The sequence below is a fragment of the Roseateles agri genome (assembly GCF_034043675.1).
In the GTDB taxonomy this organism is placed as follows: Bacteria; Pseudomonadota; Gammaproteobacteria; order Burkholderiales; family Burkholderiaceae_C; genus KK5.
Genome location: NZ_JAXCLA010000002.1, coordinates 285,884 through 310,544 on the forward strand (window position 1 = coordinate 285,884; position 24,661 = coordinate 310,544).

The window sequence follows — 24,661 nt, forward strand, 5'->3', positions numbered from 1 at the left end:
GGCTTCTTACTTCCCGAATCGCCGCCGGCCGATAAGCACTGCCATGCCCGCGAGCGCCAGCAGCGCCGTCGCCGGCTCGGGCACGGCCGAGACGCTCACGGCGACGTTGTCGAGCTGCAGGTAGCCGTTGTCGTTGTAGGCCGCGAAGCTCAGCAGGGTCGAGGCCGAAGTGGCCGTGAAGGCGAACTGCTTGTGCGCGTAGTCCTGCACGCCCAGCCCGCTTGCCGTGTCGACGGCCACGCCGCCGATGCTCATCGTGAAGCCGTTGGCCGCGGCGCCGTCGCCGTTGTCGTTGGCGATGTCGAAGCTCAGCAGATAGCTCTGGCCGGCCACAGTCGGCAGCAGTTGCGAGATGGACGAACCGCCCGCCGCCTGCGTCGTGCCGAAGTAGGCCGACCACAGGCCGTCGCTGGCTTGGCCCGGATGCGAGCCCGTCTGGCCGCTGCTGTCGACGAAGGTGGTCGGGTCGCCGAGGCTCACCGGCCAGCCGGCGAAGCTGCCGATGCCGGCTAGGCCCAGCTCGAAGCTGCCGTTGGTGACCAGGTTGGTGGCGGCCTGGGACAGACCGGCGGTGGCGAGCGCCGCGATGGCGACGATGGCTTTGATCTTGTTCATGGCGAGTTCCTCCTGCTTCAGCGCTTGATGCTGGCCCTGACGTTGGCGACCGCGGCGGCGGCCGCATGGCCGTAGCAGCTCGTCAGCCGGGTGTATTCGTAGTAGTGGCTGGCGCTTCCGGCGAGGTAGCGCGCCGCTTCGCAGGCGGGTGGGAAGTCGGTTTCCTTTTCGTTGTAGTACATCTTCACCAGCAGCGTGCCGCTGCCGTTGGTGAAGACGTCCCACTGCACGTTGGCGGCCAGCGGCGCCACGCGCTCGCCGCGCCAGTCGTTGGTTTCGTAGCGGTAGTCCTGGGCCTGCGGCACCGCGGTGGAAGCCCAGGGCAGGCCCAGCCGCGTCGCGAAGGGGATGATGATCTCGGCGTGCGTGAAGCGCAGCTTGGCGGCATGCGCGAGATTGCCGGCGGCGATGGCATCGACCTCCTTGAAGAAGTCGTCCAGCAGGGCCTGGCTCATCCGCGAGTTGATGTCGCCGGCCTCGGCGATGCCGGGGCCCTTCTGGTAGAAGTCCTGCAAGTCGGAGACGTAGGCCAGCGTCTGCAGCGGCACGGTCGGCAGGTACTTGGCGAAGCTCACCGGCACTTCCTTGACCATCGCCGGAGTGATCGCGTAGACGCCGTAGAGCGCGTTGGCCGCGTCCACGAGATTGGCCAAGGTGGTGCCGCCGTCGCCGGTCACGGTGGTCGTGAACAGGCCGTCGTCCGAGGTGAAGGTGTAGCTGCCGGTGTTGGCGTAGTGCGTGGTGCCGGCATCCAGCGCATCGAGGAAGCTGGCGGTGAAGATCGTCGCCAGCGCGGCGCGCGCGGCGGCCTTGGACGCTGCGCCGTAGACGAGGCCGTTGACCTTGCCGTTCATCGTCGCATCCGAGGCCAGGTAGCTCTGGTAGGCGCGGCTGGACTGGTAGACCGGGTAGTAGGCATCGGTCGTCGCGGGCAGGTCGGTGCCCGCGGCCAGCTTGTGGAAGTAGAGCTCGAAGCGATTGACGCCGGCCGCCTGAGCCACGGGCTTGTTGGTCGGGTACGCCGTCAGCGCCGGGCTCTTGACGATCAGCGGCGCGATGCCCGGCACCGTGGCGGCGAGGGACTGGGTGAAGAAGTTCGAGCTGTCGATCGCACGATTGACGCCGGAGGTCGACACCACGATCTGGCGCGGCGCCGTCTGCGCCTGCGCGGCGGCCGCGGCGGCATTACCGAGCAGCGGCGACACGCGTGCGGCCATCCGGGCGGCGAGGCCCTGGTGCTCGGCGATGCCGACCTGCGTCAGGTTGCCGTAGCCCGGTGCGCTGATGCCGCTGACGCCGTAGCCCAGCAGTGCGTTGGCGCGGGTGACACGCTGCAGGTCGGGTCCGAGGCTCTTGCCCAGCTTGGTCAACGCGCCGGCGGCATTGGCCGCGGTCCACATGCTGTACAGCGCCAGGTCGCTGGACGCGCTCGACAGGCCGCGGGAGCCGTGGCGGGCGACGATCTCGGTGTAGATCGGTGCGAAGCCCGTGGGCGGCGCTTCGTAGCTCGCGGGATCCTGCCCCGGGGCGTAGGTGGACTTGCTGCCGAGGTAGAGGCTCGCCGCCGTCTGCGCGTCGGCATGCGCTATCGCCCCCAGCAGCAGCGCCGCAGCGCAGGCGGTGAGCCGGAAGTTTCTGAACGGTGCGGCCATGGCCTGTCTCCTGGTGATCCGTCGTGCACGCAGTCTTGTGCGAACGGATGACAGGGACGTGAAGGCCGCAGGCCTCACCGTCCCTTGGACAGGCGACCGTGCGTCAGCTCATGGCCGCACGCTTCAAGCGGCGTAGGCCTTGACGGCGGCCTGCCGAGCCACAAGGCGCTTGGCCTGCGGATCGCCGTGGGCGGCTTCCTGCTCGGTCTGCGCGGGTGTTTCACGGGCCTCTTCCGTGTTGGCGGCCGCGGCCTGGGCGGCGGCGCTGAGCGACACCTGGGTCGATGTGGAGGCCGCTGCCGGCGCCGGGGCCGGTTTCGCATCGGTGGTGGGCCGGGCTCGACCTTGTGAGGCGGCCGTGCCCGAGGAAGCCAGGGCGGAGAGTGAACTGACCATGAGACGCTCCTGCGAGGTTGATGTATCGGCCGAACGCACGCTGCCTCGATCCCGATGCCATCAATGTGCAGGCCCAGACTTAGATCTCACATAGCGCCCCTCATTGCGAGCTAAGTCGAAGCGCATAACCTTCCAGGTACTGTCCGTTGAAACGGCACACTAAAACCCTCATGAGGCCCGGAGCCCTCGATGCGAATCCTGCTGGTTGAAGACGATCCGATGATTGGCGAGGCCGTGCAGGCCGCGCTGCGTGACGCCACCCATGCGACGGACTGGGTCCGCGATGGCCTGGTGGCGCTGTCCACCCTGGCCAGCCAGCACTACGACCTGGTGCTGCTGGACCTCGGCCTGCCCGGCAAGGACGGGCTGGCCGTGCTCTCCGCGATCCGCGCCCGCGACAACCCGGTGCCGCTGCTCGTCATCTCGGCCCGCGACGGCCTCGACGACCGGCTGCGCGGCCTGGACGGCGGGGCGGACGACTACATCGTCAAGCCCTTCGAGATGGCCGAGCTGCTGGCCCGCATGCGCGCGGTGCTGCGCCGCAAGGGCGGGCAGGCGAACCCGGTGCTCGGCAACGGCATCGTCACGCTGGACCCGGCCACGCGGGAGGCCTCCGTCCAGGGCGCCGCGCCGCTGCAGCTCTCCAACCGCGAGTTTGCGCTGCTGCATGCGCTGCTGGTGCGGCCCGGCGCGATCCTGTCGCGCAGCGATCTGGAGGACCGCATCTACGGCTGGGGCGAGGAGGTCGAGAGCAACGCCGTCGAATTCCTCATCCATTCGGTGCGGCGCAAGCTCGGCAGCAACATCATCAAGAACGTCAGGGGGGTCGGATGGGTGGTTTCCAAAGGCGGCTGAGCGGGTCGATCCAGCTGCGGCTGTCGCTCACGCTGTCGGCCTGCATCATCGTGGTGGCTGCGGCAGCGGGCATCGTCTCGTTCAAGGCCGCCTTCAACGAAGCACACGAGCTGCAGGACGACGTGCTGCGCCGCATGGCGCAGCTGCTGCAGCTCCAGTCCTCCGTGCTGAGCACGGCCACCGCCCGCATCGAGCTGCGGCAGGACGACGAGGACGCGCGGATCATCGTGCAGCAGGTCGGCGCGCCCGGCCCGAGCACCGCGGACGTCGACCACGGCGGCCCCCTGCCCGTGCCCATCACGGTGCCGGACGGCCTGCAGACGCTGGAGGTCGCGGGCGAGTCCTACCGCATGGTCGTCACGCGCACGGCCGCGGGCCAGCGCGTGGCCGTGGCGCAGGAATCCGACTTCCGCGACGAGATCGCCAGCAGCAGCGCGATGCGCACCGTGGCGCCGATCCTCGTGCTCGTGCCGCTGCTGCTGCTGGCCGTCGCGCACCTGGTGCGCAAGATGTTCCGGCCGATCGCCGCGCTGTCCACCGAGATCGACCAGCGCGCCGGCATGGAGCTGCACCCGATCGAAGGCCGCCATGTGCCGGACGAGGTGCGGCCCTTCGTCGTGGCGATCAATCACCTGCTCGCACGCGTCGCCGAGGGCGTCGGTGCCCAGCGCCGTTTCGTCTCCGATGCCGCGCACGAGCTGCGCTCGCCGCTGACGGCGCTCTCGCTGCAGGCGGAGCGGCTTGCCGATGCCGAGATGTCCGCCGCCGCCCGCGAGCGGCTGGACGCGCTGCGCCGCGGCATCGCGCGCAACCGCAACCTGCTGGAGCAGTTGCTCACGCTGGCCCGCGCGCAGACCTCCGCCAGCCAGCCGCTCGGGCCGGTGTCGGTGCCCAGCGTCTTCCGCCGCGTGCTGGAAGACCTGATGCCCCTGGCCGAGCGCAAGGGCATCGACATCGGCGTGGAGGGCGCGCAGGAGGTCTGGGTGCTGGCGCCGGCACTGGACCTGAGCTCGCTGGTCAGCAACCTCGTGGACAACGCGCTGCGCTACACGCCGGACGGCGGCCGCGTGGACCTGTCGGTCGTCGAGACGGGTGGCCAGGTCACGCTGTGCGTGACGGACTCCGGACCCGGCATTCCGGCCAACGAGCTGCCACGCGTGTTCGATCCTTTCTACCGCGTGCTGGGCAACGAGCAGATCGGTTCGGGCCTGGGGCTCTCGATCGTTCGCGCCATCACCGACCGGCTCGGCGCCGTGATCGAGTTCCGTCCGGTCAGGCCTGAGCCGCCATTCGGCCTGCAGGTCATCGTCCGCTTTCTGGGCACGCCTGGGGCGGCAGGCGCCACAGCTGCCACTCGCCTTGCGTCGCCACCAGCGCCGGATGCGCGAGGCCCTTCAGCAGCTTGATCGAATCGCGCTGCGTCACCGCCCAGGCGGCGTGCCCCCGGCACAGCAGGGCCGGCACCTGTTGCGGCGCCAGCAGCAGCTCGCCGCCGCGGCGCGGATCGAACAGCGACGCATCGGCCAGCTCGCGGGCCCAGTCGTCGCGCTGCCGCATCAGCTCCGGCCGCCAGTCGTCGACGGCCAGCACCGGCTCGTGCAGGCCCGCGTACTGCGGCACGTCGTAGGCGAAGGCGCCCACCATCAGCACCGGCTCGCCAGGCTGGCGACTCGCCGCCAGCGCGCGGCCGATGGCTCGGGCACTGTGCGTGTGCCTGATCGCCAAGGTCGCGACGATGGCCAGGCAGCAGGCCAGCGCGAGGCCTTGGCTCCATCGCCAGCCGGTGCGCTGCGCCCGCGTCGGCTCGTCGCTGACATGCAAGGCCGCGGCTGCCCAGTAGGCCAGCGGCGGCACCGCCGGGAGGATGTAGCCGATCAGCTTGGACTGCGGCAGCGAAAAGAACAGCAGCACCACCGCCGGCCAGGCCCACATCAGCACGTTCACCGGATGCTGCGGCACCGGCGGCGGCGAGCCCAGGTCGCGGGCCGCATCGCGCAGATGCCGCAGCATCCAGTACAGCCATGGCAGGCTGAACGCCGCCAGCACGGCCGGGTAGAACCACAGCGGCTGCACGTTGTTGAAGCCCGTGCCGGCGAAGCGCTGGAACTGCTGCTCCACGAACACATAGTGCAGGAAGCCCGGATAGCGCTGCTGCTCCAGCACGAACCACGGCGCCGCCACCAGCAGGAAGGCCAGCCAGCCCGGCAGCCACAGCAGGCCGACGATCTGGCGCCAGCGCCCGCGCGCAAGCAGCCAGGCGATCACGACCAACCCCGGCAGCGCCAGGCCGATCAAGCCCTTGGCAAGCACGCCCAGCGCGGCGAGCAGATAAGCCGCCAGCAACGCCGCGCGGTACGGCAGGCCCTGCTCCCGGCAGAGCTGCGCATGGGCAAGCGCCAGCACGGTCACCGTGATCGCACCGGCGACCAGCATGTCGAGGTTCGCGAACTGCGCGCCGCAGAACAGCATCGGCTGCAGCGCCAGCGCCAGCAGGCTCGAGCGGGCCAGGCGCGCATCGGCCCAGCGGCGCACGAAGAGGAACAGCGCCAGGCAGGCCACCCAGGCCGCCAGCAGCGAAGGCAGGCGCGCCGCGAACTCGCTGCCGCCCAGCAGCGCCATCGAGCCGGCGCTGAGCCAGTAGAACAACGGCGGCTTGTGGAAGAAGGGCAGCCCGTCGAGCATCGGCGTGAGCCAGTCGCCCGAATCGAGCATGTGGCGCGCGACGCCGACATAGCGCCCCTCGTCCGGCAGCATCAGCGGGCGCAGGCCGGCCGTGCAGCCCAGCCACAGCAGCAACAGGCCGGCGGCGACCCAGGTCCGTTCCGATAAGGCCTGAAGACGCGCCCATGCGCCCGGGCTGCGACGCGCCGCCACCGGCGTGGCGCCACTCAAGGTTTCGGCCTGCATGCGAATGCTCCCCGTGCGTTCAATCATCTCGGCGCGGCCAGGGCCGCGCCTGGGTCCATCACTTGCCGGCAAGGCCGTCGAAGGTCTGCAGCAGTTCGTCCATCGCGGCCTTGCAGGCTGCCGCATCGGGCTTGCGGGCACGCAGTGCCTCCAGCGCGCGGTCGATGGCCTTGTCGGCGCGATGCCAGTCGGCGGCGGCGCGCGGCTTCAGGCCGGCCTCGGCGGCGTCCCAGCTCGTTTCCAGGTCCTTGATGCGGGCCTTGGCGCCGGCGAGGTCGCCCTTGTCGACCCGGCCGGCCACGTCGGCCGCGATGGTGCGGAAGCTGGACAGGTCGCCGAGCCGTGAGGCCGCGGCATGGGCGCTACCGATGAACGAGAAGCTGGCCGGCACGAGCCAGCCGGCGGCAATGGCGGTCCCCGAGAGGACCAGGCTGAGGGCGAGGGAGGCAGTCTTCATGGACATGTCCGTCAGGCTGATGCCGGCGAGCGGCCGGCCACGCGTTGGGCCGCACCGACCAGGATGGCGATGACAGCGAGGAAGAGTGCGCTGGTGCGCAGCGCGCCGAGGCCGAGGCCGCCGTAGGCCGGCGCCTGGGTCAGGTAGTCGCCGAGTGCGGCGCCGAGCGGGCGCGTCAGGATGTAGGCGCCCCAGAAGCACAGCACCGAATCCACGCCGGCCAGGCCGACGATGGTGAAGAAGGCGATCAGGCCGCCGAACAGCGCGATGCCGCGCTGGAAGCCCAGGCCCAGCGCTTCGGTGGCCAGGTCGCCCACGGCGGTGCCCAGCGCGAAGGTGCAGAGGATCGCTGCCCAGTAGAAGATCTCGCGACTGCGCGTGTCGATGTGGCGGATCGACAGCGTGCCCTCGTGCCAGCGCCAGCCCAGGAAGATCGCCGCCAAGGTCAGCGCGAACACCGCGCTGCTGAGGAACAGGCTCACGCCGAGGCCGTCGGTGAGCAGGTCGGTGAGCTGCGTGCCGACGATGCTCACGAACACGACCGTCAGCCAGTAGATCCACGGCACGTAGCGCCGCGCCTTCATCTGCACCGCGAGCATGACGGCCAGCGCGAGCGCCATCAGCGTGGTGGTGAGCGCCTGGCCCAGCTCGGCATTCACGGCCAGGAAGTCCGCGCCGGTCTCGCCGACCGTGGTGGACAGGATCTTGATGATCCAGAAGCCGAGCGTCACCGCCGGCACCTTGTTGAGCATGCTTGGGGCTTTCATGGCTTCGCATGCTGGCCGCGCCGACTTAGCCCAGCCGTAGCGGCAGGCCGCGCGCAGAATCCAGGGGCCGGCACCTGCCCGGCTTGCCAAGGAGTTCCATGCTCGCATCCACCCAATGGCTTTCCTGGGCCCTGCTCTCGGCCGGCTTCGCCGCGGCCACCGCCGTGCTTGCCAAGATCGGCATCCAGGGCGTCGATTCCGACATGGCCACGCTGGTCCGGACGGTGGTGATCGTCGTCCTGCTGGCCCTCTTCGTGAAGGCGACCGGCAAGTGGAGCAACCCGGTCGATCTGCCGCCGCGGACGCTGCTGTTCCTCGCGCTCTCCGCCGTCGCGACCGGTGCCTCCTGGGTCTGCTACTTCCGGGCGCTGCAGCTGGGCCCGGCCTCGCTGGTCGCGCCGGTGGACAAGCTCAGCGTCGTGCTCGTGGTGATCCTCTCCGTCGGGTTCCTCGGCGAACGACCCAGCCTGCGGGACTGGTGCGGCCTGGCGATGATCGCCGGCGGCGTCCTGCTCCTCGCCCTGCCCCGCAAAGGAAGCTGACTCAGGTGGCGGCGTGCACAACGTCTTGGCGCTCGCGCGCGCCGCCGAACCGGTCGAGCCAGAGGTAGAGCACCGGCGTGATGAACAGCGTGATCGCCTGCGAGACCAGCAGGCCGCCAACGATCGCCACGCCCAGCGGCTGCCGCAGCTCGGCGCCTGCGCCGGCGCCGAACGCGATCGGCAGCGCGCCCATCAGCGCGCACAGCGTCGTCATCATGATCGGCCGGAAGCGCAGCAGGCAGGCCTTGCGGATCGCGTCCAGCGCCGACAGCCCCTCCTCGCGCCGTGCCACCAGGGCAAAGTCGATCATCATGATCGCGTTCTTCTTCACGATGCCGATCAGCAGCAGCACGCCGATCATCGCGATGAAGCTCACCTCCATGCCGCAGATCCGCAGCGCCAGCAGCGCGCCCACAGCGGCCGACGGGATGCCCAGCAGGATCGTGAGGGGATGGATCCAGCTCTCGTACAGCATGCCGAGGATCACGTAGATCACGGCCACCGCGATCAGGATCAGCCAGAGCTGCGAGGTCTGCGACTGCTGGTACAGCGCGGCCTGGCCGCTGAAGGCGCCGAAGATCGTCTCGGGCATCTTCAGGCTGCTCATCGCCGCGTCGATCGCGGTGGCCGCGTCGGACAGCGATTTGCCCGGCACCAGATCGAAGGACAGGGTCACCGCCGGCAACTGCGACTGGTGGTTGATCGCGATCACCCCCGGGGCGCGGGTGACGGTGGCGAAGGCGCTCAGCGGCACGGCCTTGCCGGTGGCGCTGCGCACCTCCACGCGCAGCAGGTCGGATTCGTCGCGCTTGTACTGGTCGGCCACTTCCAGGATCACCTGGTAGCTGTCCTCCGGCGCGTAGATCGTCGACACCTGGCGGCTGCCGAAGGCGCCGTACAGGGTGTTGCGGATCGTAGCCGCGTCGATGCCGAGCTGCGATGCCTTGTCGCGATCGATCTGCAGCCGCGCCTCCAGGCCGTCTTTCTGCAGGTCGCTGTTGACGCCGACGAACACCTCGGGCCGGGCGCGCAGCGCGGCGACGAGCTTGTCGGCCCACGAGTCGAGCGCATTCGACCCGACCGACTGCAGCGTGTACTGGTAGGTGCTCTTGGACGCGCGGCCGCCCACGCGCAGGTTCTGCACCGGGCTGAAGTAGACCTGGATGCTCGGCAGGATGCGCGTCTCCTTGCGCAGTTGCGCCAGCACCGTGTCGAGCGGCGGGCGCTGGCTGCGGTCCTTCAGGTCGATCGTGAGCGCCGTGGTGTCGTGGTCGACCTTGGTCACGGCCGAGGCCACGCTCGGGTCGGCCAGCACGATCTTCTCGATCCGGCGCATCACGTCGAGCCGGCCGGCATAGGACATGTCCTGCGGCGTGTCCACGTTGGCGCTGAGCTGGCCGATATCCTCGCGCGGGAAGAAGCCCTTCGGCGAGGCGAGATAGAGCACGACCGTCAGCGCGAACATGGCGGCGCCGAGCAGCAGCATCGCCGTGCGATGCCGCAGTGCCCGGTCAAGCCAACGTTCGTAGCCCGCCAGGCTGCGGTCGAACGCGGCCTCGAACAGGCGGCTCCAGCGGGCCGGCTCGCGGTGCGGCGCCTTCATCACCAGCGGCACCATCAGCGGGATCAGGGTCAGCGCCACCGCGGCCGAGACGAGGATGGCCAGGGACACGACGATCGCGAACTCGTGGAAAAGCCGCCCGATCGTGCCCGGCATGAAGAAGATCGGGATGAACACCGCGATCAGGGACAGCGAGATCGACACCACGGTGAAGCCGACCTCGCCCGCGCCGACGACCACCGCGCGCCGCGGCGCCATGCCCTCCTCGATGTGCCGCATGATCGTCTCCAGCACGACGATCGCGTCGTCCACCACCAGGCCCACGGCGATCGTCAGCCCCATCAGCGAGATGTTGTTCAGGCTCAGGCCGAGTGCGGCCATCAGCCCGAAGGTGCCGAACAGCGACAGCGGCACGCTCAGCGCCGGAATCAGCGTGACGGGCAGGCGCCGCAGGAACATCAGCATCACGAGCACCACCAGCGCCACGGTGAGCAGCATGGTGAGGTTCACGTCGTGGATGGACGCGCGGATCGAGGTGGAGCGGTCGCTGCGCAGCTTGACCGCCACGGAGGCCGGCATCGCCGTCTGCAGCTTCGGCAGCAGCGCACGGATCTGGTCCACAACCGCCACCGTGTTCGCATCGGGCTGTCGCTGGACCTGCAGCAGGATGGACGGCTCGCCGTCGATATCGCTCATGTTGCGGACGTTCTCGATGCTGTCGCTCACGTCCGCCACGTCGGCCAGCCGGATCACGCGGCCCTCGCGCGTCGCGACCACGACGCGGGCGAAGTCGGCGGCGCGCATCAGGTTGCCCGGCAACTGAACGGTGAGGAACTGGCGCTGGTTGTCGAGCTGGCCGATCGGCGCGTTGGAGTTCGCGTTCTTCAGCGCGGTGGCGATCTCGCCGAGCGTGAGGTCCACGGCAGCGAGCCGGTCCGGGTCCGCCTGGATGCGCACCGCGTAGCGCTTCTGGCCGGTCACGACCACCTGGGCCACGCCGTTGATGGCCGACAGCGCGGGGATCACCAGGTTGTCGCTGTAGGCGTTGAGGTCGGACAGCGCGAGCGTCGGGGAGCTGAGGCCGATCAGCAGGATCGGTGCGTCCGCCGGATTGACCTTCTTGTACGACGGCGGCGCGGGCAGCTCGGCCGGCAGCGCGCGCGAGGCGCGGAACAGCGCGGCCTGCACGTCGGCGGCAGCGGCATCGATGTCGCGGCTGGCGTCGAACTCGAGCTGGATCTTGGTCTCGCCCTGGATGCTCGACGAGGTCGTCGTCACCAGGCTCGGCAGCGCGGAGAACTGTTTTTCCAGCGGCGTGGCCACGGAGCCGGCCATGTTCTCCGGGCTCGCGCCGGGCAGCGTGACGGAGACCTCGATCGTCGGCGTGTCGTACTTGGGCAGCGCCGCGATCGGCAGCTGCGACCAGCACACCAGGCCCGCGACCAGCACGCTGAGCCAGAACAGCGTGGTCGCGATCGGGCGCTGCAGACAGAGTTCGGACAGCTTCATGGCGCCACCTTCACCGCCGAGCCGGGCTTCAGGCCCTGCCCGCCCTCGGCGACGACGCGCTCGCCACCTTTCAGGCCTTGCACGACGGCGAGCTGGTCCTGGATGCGCAGCAGCTCGACCGGGTGCACCTGCGCCCGGCCCTCGCGATCCAGCGCGAACACGAAGCGGCCCTGCGGTCCATCCAGCACCGCCTGCGGCGGCAGCACGATGGCGCCGGGGCTGGTGCCGGCATCGACCTCCAGCTCCACGTATGCGCCGGGCCAGAGCGTCCGAGCCGCGTTCGGGAACGAGGCCTTCAGCGTGATGGTGCCGCTGTCGGTGTTGACGGTGTTGTTGACGAAGACCAGCGTGCCCGGCTGCGAGATACCCGCAGTGCCCGCGGCATTGCGCAGCGTGATCCGCACGCTGCCCGCGGCGCGCGCGGCCAGCAGACCCGCGAGCTGCGACTCCGGCAGCGTGAACTCCACGCCGATCGGGTCGATCTGCACCACGGTCACCAGCGCCGCCGTCGCGCCGGGCTGCGCCAGGCTGCCGGGGTGCACGGCCAGCGCGCCGGTCAGGCCGGACATCGGCGCGGCGATGCGGGTGCGCTCCATCAGCAATTTGGAAGCCGCCACGTCGGCCTGCGCGGCCTTGAGCTGGGCCTGCAGCGATTCGAGCTTGCTGGCGCTGGTGTCGACGGCGCTGGTCGAGTAGAAGCGCGACTGGGCGAGCTGGCGCGTGCGGCCGAGGTCGCGCGCGGCGTCATCCACCTGCGCCTCGATCTGCGCGAAGTTCGCCTCCGAGCGCATCAGTTGGGCGCTGGCGTCGCTGGCATCGATGGTGAAGAGCTGCTGGCCCGCGCGCACTTCGTCGCCTTCGCGGAAGTGCACGCCGCGGATCGTGCCGCCGAGCTGCGGCCGCACGTCCACCTGGTTCAGTGCCACGACGTGGCCCTGGGCCGCCAGCTTGACAACCAGGTCGCGCTGCTCGGCCCTCACGACGCTGACAAGGGGCGCGGGCCGGGCCGCCGGCACGGACGCATCCGCCGACCGGCTCAAGGGAAAGCCGGCCATTGCAGCGATGAGCACCACGGCGCCGACGGCCAGCACGGCACCGGCGAAGAGGATCCAGGGTGATGTCACGCGCTTCATTGGGCGCCTCCGGTGGTGGCGTCAAGCGCGGCATTGGTGTGAGCGAGCGCCGTCTCGTCGAGCGCGCCCGCGGCGGCCGCGAGCTGCAGTTCGCTGTAGAGGTAGTCGGCCCGCGCGGCGGTCAGGCTGGAGAGCGTCTGGTAGTAGTTCTGCTCGGCGTTGAGCACGTCGATCACCGTGCGCACACCGACCTCCTGGCCGAGCTTGCTGGAACGGATCGACGACTCGCCGGAAACCCGCGCGCGCTCGAGCGCTCGGACCCGATGGGCGCCGTCGCGCAGCGCGGTGAAGTACTGGCGCGTCGCCCGCTCGATCTCGCGCTGCCCTGCCTCCAGGGTGTACTGCTGCTGCTCCCGCGCCGCGTAGGCCTGCCGGAGTTGGGACTGGCGCAGGTGGCCGTCCAGCAGCGGGATGGTCAGCAGCAGGCCGACGGCGCCGGTGCTGGTGACATCGCGTCCGCCGGAGGTGGAGATGCTGCCCGCCTGGTACTGGCGGCCAAGGCTGGCGCTCAGCGACACGACCGGCGCGCCCTGCCACTTGTACTGGTCGATCTGGCCGGCAGCGATGGACACGCCCAGCGCGAGCTGCCGCAAGGTCGTGTTGTCGTGCAGGGCCTGGTCCTGCCAGCGGGCCAGTTCCGCGGGCTCGGGCGCAAGCACGGGCAGTGAGGCCGAGAGCGGAGCCACGTCGCCGGCGTCCAGTCCGGTCAGCACCGAGAAGGCATCGGACTTGTTGGCCAGGTCGTTCGCGTTCGTGACCTCGGCGGCGAGCAGGCTGTCGTGCCGCGCCTGCGCATCGTCGGTGTCGGTGATCGGCGCGAGGCCGAGCGCGTACTTCTCGCGGGCCAGCGCGAGCTGTTCGCCGACGGCCTGGGCCTGCGCGGTAGCCAGCGTCAGGTTCTCGCGGGCGAGCAGCACGTCGAAGTAGGCGCGGGCGACGCGCAGCATCAGGTCCTGCACCGAAGCGACGTACTGCTGGCGCGCCTGTTCGGCCTCGCGATGAAGGCGGTCACGGGCGGCGCTGGAGGCGGCGTCGTAGAGCGGCTTCGTCAGGACGAGGTCGGCACCGTAACCCTGTCCGTTCAGGCCGCTCGGCGGATGGGCGGCCACCGTCTCGCCCGGGCGGTACAGCTGCGCGGACTGGCCGGCGTTGGCCGTCAGGTCCAGGCGCGGCGCGAGCAGCGCATCGCCCTGGGGGATTTTTTCGAGCGCGACGCGCAGCGCGGCGTCGGCGGCCATCAGGCCGGCGTCATGCAGGCGCGCGGCGCGCCAGGACGCGAGCAGGTCGACAGCGGACGCGGGCGCGACCAGCCCGGTCGACAGCACAACGAGCAGCGCAAGGTGGGGGATCGGCATCGGCGATAGGAACGAGAAGGCAAGGGCCCGCACCGTACGAGGCCCGCCTTAGCAGCGACTGAGCCTCGGTCGCCATACGCCAATCCGCCGTCGGAGTTGCGCCACGCATCCGTATCGCCTCTCGAAAGTAGAACTTGACAGTACTACTTCTCCGCACATAAATTCGCGCCTTCGTTAAGAACGATTCGCATTTCCCAAGCAATATTCCTTCACCCTCCGATACGCCGTGAACCCAATTCGCCCCCCGCACACTTCGTTCCCTACCCGCCCGACATCCACCGCAGTTCAGGCGCTGATCGCCGTCGCGGCCTTCGCGCACCTCGCTCCGGCCGCCGCGCAGACGGCTCCGGCTGCGCCCGACAACAAGACACTGCCGACCGTTCGCGTGTCCGCTGACGCAGAGAACGACAAGTACACGGTCAAGAGCATCAGCTCCGCCGTGAAGACGGACACCGCGCTGCTGGACACGCCGCAGACCGTCACCGTGATCACCGAAGCGCTGATCAAGGACCAGGCCATGCAGAGCATGGCCGACGTCACACGCTACGTGCCGGGCATCGGCATGGCCAATGGCGAAGGCAATCGCGACTCGCCCGTCTTCCGCGGCAGCAACAGCGCCTCCGGCGACTTCTACATCGATGGCGTGCGTGACGACGTCGAGTACTACCGCGACCTCTACAACGTCGAGCGCGTGGAAGCCCTGACCGGCCCGAACGCGATGATCTTCGGCCGCGGCGGCTCGGGCGGCGTGATCAACCGCGTGACCAAGCAGGCGAACTGGCGCACCGTGCGCGCTGCGGACCTGACTCTGGGTTCCTACAAGAATCGCCGCCTGACGGCCGACGTGGGCCAGGCCTTGAACGACACGGTGGCCTTCCGCGTCACCGGCATGGCGGAAGACTCGGGCGGCTACCAGCGCGACTTCAGCCTCAAGCGATCGGGCATCAACCCGACCGTGGCCATCCGCGCCGACAGGAACACCAGCATCGTGCTGGGCTTCGAGCACTTCAATGACGAGCGGACGACCGATCGCGGCATTCCCTCGCGCAACGGCCGCCCGCTGGATCTGCCGGTGGACGCCTTCTTCGGCGACCCGAACCCGGATGGCCGCCAGACGCGCCTGAAGTCGAACGCGGTGACCGGCGTCATCGACCATGACTTCGGCGGCGGCGTCCACCTCACCAACAAGACGCGCTACACCGACTACGACAAGTTCTATCAGAACTACAACGCCGGCGCGGTCAACGCCGCCGGCACGCTGGTGCCGATCAGTGCCTACAACAACCACCAGTGGCGCAAGAACTTCTTCAACCAGACGGACGTGACCTTCGACGTCGTCAGCGGCTCGGTGAAGCACAAGATCCTGGTGGGCATGGAACTCGGCCAGCAGGACACCGACTACCTGCGCATGACCGGCAAGTTCAACAACGGCACGGTCACGTCAATCAACGTGCCGCTGGCCACGCCGGACGGCCCGCTGCCGACCACCTACGTGCTGGGCGGCAGCACGGCCGACCGCGATGGCAAGAGCAAGGCCAAGATCGCGGGCTTCTACGCCCAGGACCAGATCGAGCTGTCGCCGCAGTGGCAGCTGATTGCCGGCCTGCGCTACGACAGCTTCAAGCTCAGCTATCACAACAACGTCACGACGGGCATCCTGGCGCCGACGGCCACCGCGCCGGCCAACCTGTCCAGCGATGACAAGCTTCTTTCTCCCCGCGCCGGCGTCCTCTTCAAGGCGATGCCCAGCCTGTCGCTGTATGCCAACTACAGCATCGCCTCCTTCCCGCGCGGCGGCGACCAGCTCAGCAGCCTGACGAACGTGAACCAGGGCCTCAAGCCCGAGAAGTTCGTCAACACGGAGTTCGGCGCCAAGTGGGAGATCAAGCCTGACCTGCTCGCCACCCTGGCCGTCTACAAGCTCGACCGCAAGAACGTCGCCGTCACCAACCCGGCAACCGGCATCGCCGATCAACTGGTCGACGGTGCGCGCACCTACGGCGTGGAACTCGGCATCGGCGGCAACGTGACCCGCGACTGGAGCATCAACGGGGGCTACGCCTACCAGGATGCCAAGCTGAAGGCCACGGCTTCCGCCACGGCGCTGGCCGGTGCCACGGTGCAGAACGTGCCCAGGAACACCTTCTCGCTGTGGAACCGCTACGACTTCAACTCGTCCCTCGGTGCCGGCCTGGGCGTGATTCGTCGCGGCGACAGCTTCACGTCGACCTCCAACGCGGTCGTGCTGCCGGCCTACACCCGGGTGGATGCGGCGCTGTTCTATGCGATCAACACGAACTACAAGGTTCAGCTGAACGTCGAGAACCTGACGGACAAGAAGTACTACGCCGTCGCCAACGGCGACAACAACATCACCCCGGGCTCGCCGCGTGCGTTCAAGGTGATGATGAGCGTCAAGTACTGAGCGCGGCAGGAGTTGTCGCAAGCATCGGCGGAGTCGTCTGAGGCGACTCCGCCTTCAATTCTCGAAGCCCGGTTCAGGTCCAGCGGCCTGAGGGTCACGGGCGCCCGGCTCCGGATCCTCAGGTTCTTCCAGCGGGCGCACCAGCGCCACTGGAGCGCGGAGGAGATTTTCCGGGACCTGATGTCCGAGCCGGATGCGGACCTGGGCCTCAGCACCGTGCACCGCATCCTGATGCAGTTCGAGCAGGTTGGCCTGCTCACCCGGCATCAGTTCAAAGGGTCGAGAGTCGTCTACGAACTCGACGACCGCGGGCATCACGATCACATGGTCTGCCTGATGTGCGGCGCGGTGGAAGAGTTCGCCGACGAGACCATCGAGCGGCGCCGGAACGAGATCGCCTCGATGCGCGGATTCGAGCTGCGCCGCCACGCGCTCACCTTGTTCGGCTGCTGCTGTCGCGCCGAGTGCCGTGCCGCCTGGCGCAGCCGGAGGTGATCTTCAGTGCTCGTCCGCCGATTTCTCGACCAGCGCGCTGCGCACGCCGCTGATCTGGCCGCGAACCACCTTCCAGAAATTGGCCGTGCCATCGACCAGCCGCCATGCGTTGGAGCGATGGGCCAGTTCGCCGACCTCGGGCGCCACGTCCCGCAGGTTCTTGAGCCCGAGGATCTTCAGGTACTTGCGCACGGTGTTCGGACTGTGGATCAGCAGCACGACGCGCCAGCCGTAGCGACGAGACAGCATCACCATGCCGATGGCGCTGCCCAGGTCATTGAGGTTGCCGTTGAAATCCTCGATGGCCCGGTCGATCAGACCCTGAATTTCCTTCTCGTTCATGCGTGGCTCAAGCTGTCCTCGTCGAATCCGCGCGAGTGTCGCACGCGTCCCGCCGGTTGAATTTGTCGATAATGCGAATCGTTTCTGCATCAATCGTGAATCGAGGAAAAGGCCGTGTTCAATGCGTTTCTGGTGACGCTTCGCGAGATCGCCGAACTGCTGGTGATCGCGGAGGGGCTGCGCGCCTACCTCCGTCACGAGAATCAGCGGCACCGGCTGCGGCAGGTCCACGTGGGCATGATCTCCGGCGCCTTGCTCGGCGTGGGGCTGTCCACCTGGCTGATCGAGCTGTCGTGGGACGCGATGCCGCGCGCAGCGATCTCCGCCGCGATCGGCGCGACGGTCCTGATGCTGGCGACCGGCATGCTGTCTTCGGTACGAAGCCTGCAATCGAAGGTCCAGGACGCCCTTGAACGCTGGGGCGAACGCACGGCCATGCCGGCGGCGATCATCGGCGTCGCCGCATTCGCGGCCTGTCGGGAAACGGTCGAGTTGTCCCTGTTCCTCGACGCCACCTGGCCGGTGGCCGGAACCACGGCGACGCTGGCCGGTGCAGCCCTGGGTGTCGGCTGCGCCGCGGGCCTGGCCCTGGTCTACCGCCAAATCGCCACGCGCGTGAATCTCCTGCTGCTATTCCAGTTGTCGACCCTGATCCTTGCCTTGATGGCGACCGAGCTGCTGCTGGGTGGCTTGGGTCGTTGGCTCGCGATCGCGACGGCCGACGACGCGCAAGGCAGTGCGGTCCGCAGCATCGCCACGCCCTTCCTGGAAGGCGGGCGATGGTACGTCGGCGTCTGCATGACGCTGATGCTGCTGCCCGGCGCCGCCGTGGCCCGGGCGTGGTGGCGCGAGTCGGCGATTCGTTGATACCCAGTGGATGCAAGGCTCTTGAACCGTCACCGGCCGCCCCTATAATTTGCCTGCTAGCACTCAACACCCACGAGTGCTAATATCTCAGGAGCCCGAGCCAATCGGGCTCTTTGAATACCGGGAAGGCCTGCGACGCCGCAGGCTTTTCACTTGTGGCACCGAGAAATCTCAAGGAGATCCATCCATGAAACTGCGTCCCCTGCACGACCGCGTGATCGTCAAGCGTCTGGAACAAGAAACCAAGACTGCCTCCGGCATCGTCATCCCCGACGCCGCCGCCGAGAAGCCGGACCAGGGCGAAGTCCTGGCCGTCGGCCCGGGCAAGCGTGACGACAAGGGCGCCTTCATCGCCCTGAACGTGGCCGTCGGTGACCGCGTGCTGTTCGGCAAGTACTCGGGCCAGACCGTCAAGGTCGACGGCGAAGAGCTGCTGGTCATGAAGGAAGACGACCTGTTCGCAGTGGTCGCCAAGTAAAGCTACTGCGCGGGCGCCATGCGGCGTTGGTGCGGTGCTCGGGATCCTCACGTACAGAAGTACGTTCCGGTCCCTCCGCTCCGCCCGCCTTGCCTGGCACCCGCTCGCTACGCTTTCCTTGGCAACCACTGACGTGCCTGGAAAGCGTGGTCAACCTCACATACTGAATTCGGAGAAAAGAACATGGCAGCAAAAGACGTGATCTTCGGCGGCGAAGCCCGTGCCCGCATGGTCGAAGGCGTGAACATCCTGGCCAACGCGGTCAAGGTGACCCTGGGCCCCAAGGGCCGCAACGTGGTGCTGGAGCGCTCGTTCGGCGCCCCGACGGTGACCAAGGACGGCGTGTCCGTGGCCAAGGAAGTCGAGCTGAAGGACAAGCTGCAGAACATGGGCGCGCAGATGGTCAAGGAAGTCGCTTCCAAGACCAGCGACAACGCCGGTGACGGCACCACCACCGCGACCGTGCTGGCTCAAGCCATCGTCCGCGAAGGCATGAAGTACGTGGCCGCCGGCATGAACCCGATGGACCTGAAGCGCGGTATCGACAAGGCCGTCACGGCCCTGGTCGCCCAGCTGAAGGCCGCTTCGAAGGCCACGACGACCTCGAAGGAAATCGCCCAGGTCGGCGCGATCTCCGCCAACAGCGACGAATCGATCGGCAAGATCATCGCCGACGCGATGGACAAGGTCGGCAAGGAAGGCGTCATCACCGTCGAAGACGGCAAGTCGCTGGACAACGAGCTGGACGTCGTCGAAGGCATGCAGTTCGACCGCGGCTACCTGTCGCCGTACTTCATCAACACGCCGGAAAAGCAGTCCGCTCTGCTCGACAACCCGTTCGTGCTGCTGTACGACAAGAAGATCAGCAACATCCGTGACCTGCTGCCCACGCTGGAAGCCGTGGCCAAGGCCGGCCGTCCGCTGCTGATCATTGCCGAAGAAGTCGACGGCGAAGCGCTGGCGACCCTGGTCGTCAACACGATCCGCGGCATCCTGAAGGTCGTCGCCGTCAAGGCTCCGGGCTTCGGCGATCGTCGCAAGGCCATGCTGGAAGACATCGCCATCCTGACGGGCGGCAAGGTCATCGCCGAAGAAGTCGGCCTGACGCTGGAGAAGGTCACGCTGGCCGACCTGGGCCAGGCCAAGCGCGTCGAAGTGGGCAAGGAAAACACCACCATCATCGATGGCGCCGGTGCTGCTGCCGACATCGAAGCCCGCGTCAAGCAAGTGCGCATCCAGATCGAGGAAGCCACGAGCGACTACGACCGCGAGAAGCTGCAAGAGCGCGTGGCCAAGCTGGCCGGCGGTGTTGCCGTGATCAAGGTCGGCGCTGCCACCGAAGTCGAAATGAAGGAAAAGAAGGCCCGCGTCGAAGACGCGCTGCACGCCACGCGCGCAGCCGTTGAAGAAGGCATCGTGGCCGGTGGTGGCGTGGCTCTGCTGCGCGCCAAGCAAGCTGCTGGCACCATCAAGGGCGACAACGCCGACCAGGACGCCGGCATCAAGCTGGTCCTGAAGGCCATCGAAGCCCCGCTGCGCGAGATCGTCTACAACGCCGGTGGCGAAGCCTCCGTCGTCGTGAACGCCGTGCTGGGTGGTTCGGGCAACTACGGCTTCAATGCCGCCAACGACACCTACGGCGACATGATCGAGATGGGCATCCTGGACCCGACGAAGGTGACGCGCACTGCCCTGCAGAACGCCGCTTCCGTCGCTTCGCTGATGCTGACGACCGAGGCGATGATCGCCGAGGCTCCGAAGGAAGAAGCCGCTGCCGGCGGCATGCCCGGTGGCATGGGCGGCATGGGTGGCATGGGCGACATGGGCATGTAATTGCCTGCGCCGCTTCCGGGCTTCACGGTCCGGAAACAATACAGAAAGGGCCGCAGCGATGCGGCCCTTTTTTCGTTTGTGCACAGTTACCGCTGGCCCTGCAGAAACACCGCAGATAAGGGGCCTCAAGTCATGCGCCACGAGGGATTGACGCCCGGCGGGCGGCCGATAATGACGGGATCATGTCCGTCGCCCTGAACCACAACTCCCTGCTCGATGAAGCGCTGGCCCAGATCCCGGCGCTGAGCCGCAACCTGTCCGAGCGGACGCACGACGAGTTGTCCGGCAAGCCGCAGTATTTTTCGCTGCTGTCCGACTGGCGGCGGCTGCGTCCGCGCTTCGCGGGCGACTTCGAGACGGCGCTGAGCCAGTTGCTGCAGACCGCCAGGCGCGGCGAGGATCCGCTAGCGCAGCTGCAGCGGCAGACCCCGCCCGCCGGCATCAGCAGCGGCTTCGGCGGCCTGAGCCTTGTCGACGAGCGCCAGGCGCTGCAGGACGTGGCCATCGCCCACGTGATCCAGATGATCGAGCAGCAGAGCAAGCCCGAGCTGCACCAGCTGACCAACTTCTTCGCCGCGCTGCGCGGCACCGCCCGCGCCCGCGCCAGCGACAACCCGGTGCGGCCCGCCCTGTTCGCCCATGCGCTGTACCGCTCGCTGTTCGGCGTCGAGCTCGATGCCGAGCGCCGCTACGCGCTGATGCAGGCCGCCGCCACCCCGATGGCGCAGGCGCTGCATCGCATCATGTACGAGCGCCTGTGCGCGCAGCTGCGGGCGGCCGAGCTGACGCAGCTCGTCGAGAGCCACGCCGCCAAGGTTCAGGACCCCGACGCCGACCTGCGCCTGCGCCAGGCCCGCCTCGGCAATACGGCGCCGGCCACCCTGGACAACGTGGCGCGCCGCGTGCAGGCACACAACGCCCGGCCGGGCGCCCTCAGTGCCCTCGCGGGCGGGCCGAGCCCCGACATGCTGAGCCGGCTCTACGACCAGATCCTGGCCGACCCGCGGCTGCTGCCACCAGTGAAGGCGCTGCTCTCGCGGCTGCAGATCGCCATCGTGCGGCTGTCGCGCGCCGACACCACCCTGCTGCGCCACAAGGACCACCCGGCCTGGCTGCTGCTGGACCGCGTCGCCGCCCAGGGCATGGCCTTCGAGCGCGGCGACGATCCGGAGCTGCAATCCTTCGTCGGCTTCATGGACGCCGAGGTGCAGCTGCTGATCGACAGCCCGATGCCCGGCCCGTCGCTCTTCGAACAGGTACTGGCCCGCGTCGAGCGCCATCTGGAGCGCCAGGCCCAGCAGCGCAGCACGGCAAGTGCCGGCGCGCTGGCCGCGCTGGAGCGCGAGCAGCAGAAGCCGCAGTGGCTGGCCGTGGTGCGCGAGCAGATCGAGGAGCAGATCGTCGGCGCGCCGCTGGGCCCGCACCTGCAGGCCTTCCTGCTGGAAGTCTGGCCCGAGGTGATCGCCCATTCGATGGTGACCGAGGGCCAGGACGCGCCGCAAGCCACCGCCCAGATCGAGCTGGTGGACCGCCTGCTGCAGAGTCTGCACGCGCCGGCCGACGAGGCCGGCCGCACGAAGCTGCGCGACAGCCTGCCCGGCCTGATCAACGACCTGGAGGCCGGCTGCGACTCGATCAAGGTGTTCGAGAGCCAGCGCAAGGAGGCCCTGCAGGAGCTGATGCGGCTGCACGCGCGGCTGCTGAGCGGCCAGCCGATGCCGCCGCAGCCGACGCCGGCACGCTCGGCCCCCGCGCCGCACGAGCAGGTCAAGCAGTTGCTGATCGAGCGCGAGTCGGTCGAGCCGGAGCACTGGGCGCATGTCAGCGTCGACCGCGGCCACCTGCCGACGGTGCCGGTGCAGCTCTACGAATCGACCTTCGCCGAGACGGCGGTCAAGTCCTGGTTCGACGGGCTTACCGTCGGCAGCTGGTTCCACCTGTTCGTCAAGGGCGAGTGGCTGACCGCGCAGGTGGCCTGGGTCAGCGAAAGCCATCAGTTCTTCCTCTTCATCGGCCAGGACGCCGACGTGCGCGTCTCGCTGACGCGCGGTGCGATCGAGCAACTGCTGGCCAACGGTCTGATCACCTCGCTGAGCGAGAACGGCGTGGTGCAGCGTGCGCTGGACACGTTGATGTCCGAGCTGGTCGACGGCGCCGAGGATGAGCGCTAGGGCACGGGGCGTCGCGGCACTGGTCCTGGTGCTCGCGGCTTCCCTGGCTCCGCCGGCCCGCGCGCAGGCGGATACCGCGTCCCCGCCGCAGCCGAAGATCGGCCTCGTGCTGTCCGGCGGCGGCGCGCGGGGCCTGGCCCACGTCGGCGTGCTGAAGGTGATGGAGCGCGAGCACATCCCGGTGGACGTGATCGCCGGCACCTCGATGGGCGCCATCATCGGCGGGCTCTACGCCAGCGGCATGTCGGCCGAAGACCTGGAGCGCGAGCTGCTGAAGATCTCCTGGGACGCGATCTTCGCCAGCCGCGTGGCGCGACAGGAGCTGTCGCAGCGCCGCAAGGAGGAGGACTTCGAGTTCTCGCCACTGCTGGAATTGGGCATGCGCGACGGCGAGCTGCGCGCGCCGCAGGGCACGATCTCCAGCCGCGGCCTGGAGATCCTGCTGCGGCGGCTGACCCTGCCGGCCCGTGGCATCGACCAGTTCGACAAGCTGCCCACGCCCTACCGCGCCGTCGCCACCGACATGGAGCACGGCTCGGAGGTCGTGCTGTCCGAAGGCGACCTGGCGCTGGCGATGCGCTCCAGCATGAGCGTGCCCGGCGTGTTCGCGCCGACGGACGTGAACGAGCGCATCCTCGGCGACGGTGGCCTGGTGAACAACCTGCCGGTCGACATCGCGCGCGGCATGGGCGCGCAGCGGGTGATCGCCGTCAACGTGGGCACGCCGCTGGCGGGCAAGGAATCGCTGTCATCGCTAGTCGGCCTCACGGCGCAGATGATCAACATCCTCACCGAGCAGAACGTCCAGCGCAGCATCGCCTCGCTGCACGAGGGCGAGGACCTGCTGATCACGCCGAACCTCGGCACGCTCACCGCCAGCGATTTCGACAAGGCCAAGCAATTGATCGCCGCGGGCGAGGCGGCCGCCGAGGCGCTGCTGCCGCAACTGCGCCGCTACGCCGTCAGCCCGCTGGCCTTCGCCGACTGGCAGCTGCACCGCACCCGCCAGGCCGGCAGCGTGCCGCAGATCAAGGCGATCGCCTTCGAGGGCAGCGAGAACACGCACCCGGAGCGCATCCAGAACCAGCTTGAGAGCAAGCCCGGCCAGCCCTTCGACACCGCCAAGGCCGAGCGCGACGCGCGGCTGCTGGCCTCCTCGGGTGACTACGAGCGGGTGGACTATCACGTCGAGCAGAAGCCCGATGGCGACACGCTGGTCTTCGCGATGGACGACAAGCCCTGGGGGCCGAACTACTTCCGCGTCGGCCTGGACCTGTCCACCGATTTCTCCGGCGACAGCTCGTTCAACCTGCGCCTCTCGCACAACCGCCACTGGCTGACGGAATCGGGCACCGAGTGGCGCAACCAGGTCTCGATCGGCCAGACACCGCGCATCTACTCCGAGCTCTACCAGCCGCTGGGCTTCAAGCTGGGGCCGTCGAACGACTGGTTCGTGTCTGCCTGGGGCGAGGCCGAGCACCGGATCATCAACCTCTACAACGCCGACACCGGCGACCAGCTCGCCCGCCTGGGCCGCCAGTCCGCCACAGTGGGCCTGGACATCGGCCAGCCCTGGGGCCGCATCGGCGAGGTGCGGCTGGGCCTGGTGCATCAGGAGTGGCGGATCACGCCCAAGCTGATCGCCGCCAATGTCACGACGACGGGCGATGTCTTCAACCAGCGCTGGCAGGAAAGCGGCATCCGGCTGCACGTCGTCGTCGACCAGCTCGACTACGTCAACTTCCCGCAGAGCGGCTACCGGCTGGAATTCGAAGCCACCGACGGCCAGCAGACCGGCGGCCCGACCGTGCAGCACGCGAGCTTCAACCGCACCGAGCTGCAGAGCACCTACGTGACGAGCTGGGGCGTGCACACGCTGAACCTGCACGCCCGCGCGCTGGTGGCGCGCCAGCCCGAGGACTCGGCGCAGGGGCCCTACACACTGGGCGGCTTCCAGCAGCTCTCGGGCTACCAGCAGGGTCAGCTGACCGGCAACACGCTGGCCTTCGCCCGCGCCACCTACTACCGACGCCTGCATGAGATCCCGGTGCTGACGCGCGGCTACTTCGTCGGTGGCTCGCTCGAAGCGGGCAATGCCTGGGCGCGCCGCGGCGACGCTTCCTTCGGCGACCTGCGCTGGGCGATGAGCGCCTTCGTCGGCACGGACACCGGCTTCGGCCCGCTCTACGTGGCGCTGGGCCGCGCGCAGAAGAGCGACACGGCCGTCTACCTCTTCATCGGCCGGCCCTGACGTGGCGCCCCTCGCCCAGCGCCAAATGCGCGCTGGTCGGTCCCCCAGGG

Annotated in this window: 20 protein-coding genes; 10 read left to right on the forward strand and 10 right to left on the reverse strand. The window is 68.7% G+C overall.

Going from position 1 to position 24,661, the window contains the following annotated elements:
• Positions 1–6: 6 nt before the first annotated feature.
• The 3 genes from SNE35_RS05515 to SNE35_RS05525 all read right to left on the reverse strand — a co-directional run bounded on the left by SNE35_RS05515 (position 7) and on the right by SNE35_RS05525 (position 2,663).
• Positions 7–615: a PEP-CTERM sorting domain-containing protein gene (locus SNE35_RS05515; protein WP_320421864.1), complete on the reverse strand. Its 609-nt coding sequence runs from the start codon at positions 613–615 to the stop codon at positions 7–9.
• Positions 616–632: 17 nt separating this feature from the next.
• The gene (locus tag SNE35_RS05520; protein ID WP_320421865.1) at positions 633–2,267 is read right to left on the reverse strand and encodes a histidine-type phosphatase; all 1,635 of its coding nucleotides are present in this window, start codon (positions 2,265–2,267) and stop codon (positions 633–635) included.
• A 123-nt stretch (positions 2,268–2,390) separates the two neighbouring features.
• Complete coding sequence (locus SNE35_RS05525; protein ID WP_320421866.1) at positions 2,391–2,663, reverse strand: hypothetical protein; 273 nt, start codon at positions 2,661–2,663, stop codon at positions 2,391–2,393.
• A 189-nt stretch (positions 2,664–2,852) separates the two neighbouring features.
• Between SNE35_RS05525 and SNE35_RS05530 the strand changes: the two genes are divergently transcribed.
• Positions 2,853–3,518 (forward strand): response regulator transcription factor, encoded by a 666-nt coding sequence (locus SNE35_RS05530; RefSeq protein ID WP_320421867.1) that lies wholly within the window; start codon positions 2,853–2,855, stop codon positions 3,516–3,518.
• The gene (locus tag SNE35_RS05535) at positions 3,494–4,924 is read left to right on the forward strand and encodes a sensor histidine kinase (RefSeq protein WP_320421868.1); all 1,431 of its coding nucleotides are present in this window, start codon (positions 3,494–3,496) and stop codon (positions 4,922–4,924) included. Before SNE35_RS05530 ends, SNE35_RS05535 begins: the two co-directional genes overlap by 25 nt.
• On the opposite strand, the gene SNE35_RS05540 is transcribed toward SNE35_RS05535, so the two are convergent.
• The 3 genes from SNE35_RS05540 to SNE35_RS05550 are packed head-to-tail and all read right to left on the reverse strand — an operon-like array spanning position 4,821 to position 7,649.
• Positions 4,821–6,425 (reverse strand): ArnT family glycosyltransferase, encoded by a 1,605-nt coding sequence (locus tag SNE35_RS05540; RefSeq protein WP_320421869.1) that lies wholly within the window; start codon positions 6,423–6,425, stop codon positions 4,821–4,823. The two genes, SNE35_RS05535 and SNE35_RS05540, sit on opposite strands and share 104 nt — an antisense overlap.
• Positions 6,426–6,483: 58 nt before the next feature.
• On the reverse strand, positions 6,484–6,882 hold the full coding sequence (locus tag SNE35_RS05545) for a hypothetical protein (protein WP_431312711.1): 399 nt from the start codon (positions 6,880–6,882) through the stop codon (positions 6,484–6,486).
• Between the two features lie 11 nt (positions 6,883–6,893).
• Complete coding sequence (locus tag SNE35_RS05550; RefSeq protein ID WP_320421871.1) at positions 6,894–7,649, reverse strand: COG4705 family protein; 756 nt, start codon at positions 7,647–7,649, stop codon at positions 6,894–6,896.
• A 98-nt stretch (positions 7,650–7,747) separates the two neighbouring features.
• On the opposite strand from SNE35_RS05550, the gene SNE35_RS05555 reads away from it, so the two are divergent.
• Complete coding sequence (locus SNE35_RS05555; RefSeq protein ID WP_320421872.1) at positions 7,748–8,191, forward strand: EamA family transporter; 444 nt, start codon at positions 7,748–7,750, stop codon at positions 8,189–8,191.
• 1 nt (position 8,192) lies between these two features.
• Here SNE35_RS05555 and SNE35_RS05560 read toward each other — a convergent pair whose 3' ends face one another.
• The 3 genes from SNE35_RS05560 to SNE35_RS05570 are packed head-to-tail and all read right to left on the reverse strand — an operon-like array spanning position 8,193 to position 13,749.
• Positions 8,193–11,261, reverse strand: coding sequence for an efflux RND transporter permease subunit (locus tag SNE35_RS05560; protein WP_320421873.1), 3,069 nt, complete (start codon positions 11,259–11,261; stop codon positions 8,193–8,195).
• A complete protein-coding gene (locus tag SNE35_RS05565; RefSeq protein ID WP_320421874.1) occupies positions 11,258–12,394 on the reverse strand; it encodes an efflux RND transporter periplasmic adaptor subunit in 1,137 nt (378 codons plus the stop codon). Before SNE35_RS05565 ends, SNE35_RS05560 begins: the two co-directional genes overlap by 4 nt.
• Complete coding sequence (locus SNE35_RS05570; RefSeq protein ID WP_320421875.1) at positions 12,391–13,749, reverse strand: TolC family outer membrane protein; 1,359 nt, start codon at positions 13,747–13,749, stop codon at positions 12,391–12,393. The genes SNE35_RS05565 and SNE35_RS05570 overlap by 4 nt, the downstream gene beginning before the upstream one ends.
• A gap of 226 nt (positions 13,750–13,975) precedes the next feature.
• Between SNE35_RS05570 and SNE35_RS05575 the strand changes: the two genes are divergently transcribed.
• Positions 13,976–16,174 carry a TonB-dependent receptor gene (locus tag SNE35_RS05575; protein WP_320421876.1) on the forward strand — a complete coding sequence of 733 codons (2,199 nt, stop codon included), beginning with the start codon at positions 13,976–13,978 and terminating at the stop codon, positions 16,172–16,174.
• A 57-nt stretch (positions 16,175–16,231) separates the two neighbouring features.
• The gene (locus tag SNE35_RS05580; RefSeq protein WP_320422360.1) at positions 16,232–16,669 is read left to right on the forward strand and encodes a transcriptional repressor; all 438 of its coding nucleotides are present in this window, start codon (positions 16,232–16,234) and stop codon (positions 16,667–16,669) included.
• Positions 16,670–16,672: 3 nt separating this feature from the next.
• Here the strand turns inward: SNE35_RS05580 and SNE35_RS05585 are convergent, their stop codons facing one another.
• Positions 16,673–17,011, reverse strand: a complete 339-nt coding sequence (locus SNE35_RS05585) for a hypothetical protein (protein ID WP_320421877.1) — start codon at positions 17,009–17,011, stop codon at positions 16,673–16,675.
• A 114-nt stretch (positions 17,012–17,125) separates the two neighbouring features.
• Here SNE35_RS05585 and SNE35_RS05590 point away from each other — a divergent pair, with 114 nt between their 5' ends.
• The 5 genes from SNE35_RS05590 to SNE35_RS05610 all read left to right on the forward strand — a co-directional run bounded on the left by SNE35_RS05590 (position 17,126) and on the right by SNE35_RS05610 (position 24,611).
• The gene (locus SNE35_RS05590) at positions 17,126–17,878 is read left to right on the forward strand and encodes an FTR1 family protein (protein WP_320421878.1); all 753 of its coding nucleotides are present in this window, start codon (positions 17,126–17,128) and stop codon (positions 17,876–17,878) included.
• Positions 17,879–18,065: 187 nt separating this feature from the next.
• Positions 18,066–18,356 carry a co-chaperone GroES gene (locus tag SNE35_RS05595; RefSeq protein ID WP_320421879.1) on the forward strand — a complete coding sequence of 97 codons (291 nt, stop codon included), beginning with the start codon at positions 18,066–18,068 and terminating at the stop codon, positions 18,354–18,356.
• 183 nt (positions 18,357–18,539) lie between these two features.
• On the forward strand, positions 18,540–20,189 hold the full coding sequence (gene groL / locus SNE35_RS05600; RefSeq protein WP_320421880.1) for a chaperonin GroEL: 1,650 nt from the start codon (positions 18,540–18,542) through the stop codon (positions 20,187–20,189).
• A 182-nt stretch (positions 20,190–20,371) separates the two neighbouring features.
• Positions 20,372–22,360: a DUF1631 family protein gene (locus SNE35_RS05605; RefSeq protein WP_320421881.1), complete on the forward strand. Its 1,989-nt coding sequence runs from the start codon at positions 20,372–20,374 to the stop codon at positions 22,358–22,360.
• A complete protein-coding gene (locus tag SNE35_RS05610) occupies positions 22,350–24,611 on the forward strand; it encodes a patatin-like phospholipase family protein (RefSeq protein WP_320421882.1) in 2,262 nt (753 codons plus the stop codon). The genes SNE35_RS05605 and SNE35_RS05610 overlap by 11 nt, the downstream gene beginning before the upstream one ends.
• Positions 24,612–24,661 lie beyond the last annotated feature (50 nt).

Excerpts from the sequence above, each read along its gene's own strand:
- SNE35_RS05515 (WP_320421864.1), bottom strand. The coding sequence starts at position 615 with ATGAACAAGATCAAAGCCATCGTCGCCATCGCGGCGCTCGCCACCGCC.
- SNE35_RS05520 (WP_320421865.1), bottom strand. The coding sequence starts at position 2,267 with ATGGCCGCACCGTTCAGAAACTTCCGGCTCACCGCCTGCGCTGCGGCG.
- SNE35_RS05525 (WP_320421866.1), bottom strand. The coding sequence starts at position 2,663 with ATGGTCAGTTCACTCTCCGCCCTGGCTTCCTCGGGCACGGCCGCCTCA.
- SNE35_RS05530 (WP_320421867.1), top strand. The coding sequence starts at position 2,853 with ATGCGAATCCTGCTGGTTGAAGACGATCCGATGATTGGCGAGGCCGTG.
- SNE35_RS05535 (WP_320421868.1), top strand. The coding sequence starts at position 3,494 with ATGGGTGGTTTCCAAAGGCGGCTGAGCGGGTCGATCCAGCTGCGGCTG.
- SNE35_RS05540 (WP_320421869.1), bottom strand. The coding sequence starts at position 6,425 with ATGCAGGCCGAAACCTTGAGTGGCGCCACGCCGGTGGCGGCGCGTCGC.
- SNE35_RS05545 (WP_431312711.1), bottom strand. The coding sequence starts at position 6,882 with ATGAAGACTGCCTCCCTCGCCCTCAGCCTGGTCCTCTCGGGGACCGCC.
- SNE35_RS05550 (WP_320421871.1), bottom strand. The coding sequence starts at position 7,649 with ATGAAAGCCCCAAGCATGCTCAACAAGGTGCCGGCGGTGACGCTCGGC.
- SNE35_RS05555 (WP_320421872.1), top strand. The coding sequence starts at position 7,748 with ATGCTCGCATCCACCCAATGGCTTTCCTGGGCCCTGCTCTCGGCCGGC.
- SNE35_RS05560 (WP_320421873.1), bottom strand. The coding sequence starts at position 11,261 with ATGAAGCTGTCCGAACTCTGTCTGCAGCGCCCGATCGCGACCACGCTG.
- SNE35_RS05565 (WP_320421874.1), bottom strand. The coding sequence starts at position 12,394 with ATGAAGCGCGTGACATCACCCTGGATCCTCTTCGCCGGTGCCGTGCTG.
- SNE35_RS05570 (WP_320421875.1), bottom strand. The coding sequence starts at position 13,749 with ATGCCGATCCCCCACCTTGCGCTGCTCGTTGTGCTGTCGACCGGGCTG.
- SNE35_RS05585 (WP_320421877.1), bottom strand. The coding sequence starts at position 17,011 with ATGAACGAGAAGGAAATTCAGGGTCTGATCGACCGGGCCATCGAGGAT.
- SNE35_RS05595 (WP_320421879.1), top strand. The coding sequence starts at position 18,066 with ATGAAACTGCGTCCCCTGCACGACCGCGTGATCGTCAAGCGTCTGGAA.
- groL (WP_320421880.1), top strand. The coding sequence starts at position 18,540 with ATGGCAGCAAAAGACGTGATCTTCGGCGGCGAAGCCCGTGCCCGCATG.
- SNE35_RS05605 (WP_320421881.1), top strand. The coding sequence starts at position 20,372 with ATGTCCGTCGCCCTGAACCACAACTCCCTGCTCGATGAAGCGCTGGCC.
- SNE35_RS05610 (WP_320421882.1), top strand. The coding sequence starts at position 22,350 with ATGAGCGCTAGGGCACGGGGCGTCGCGGCACTGGTCCTGGTGCTCGCG.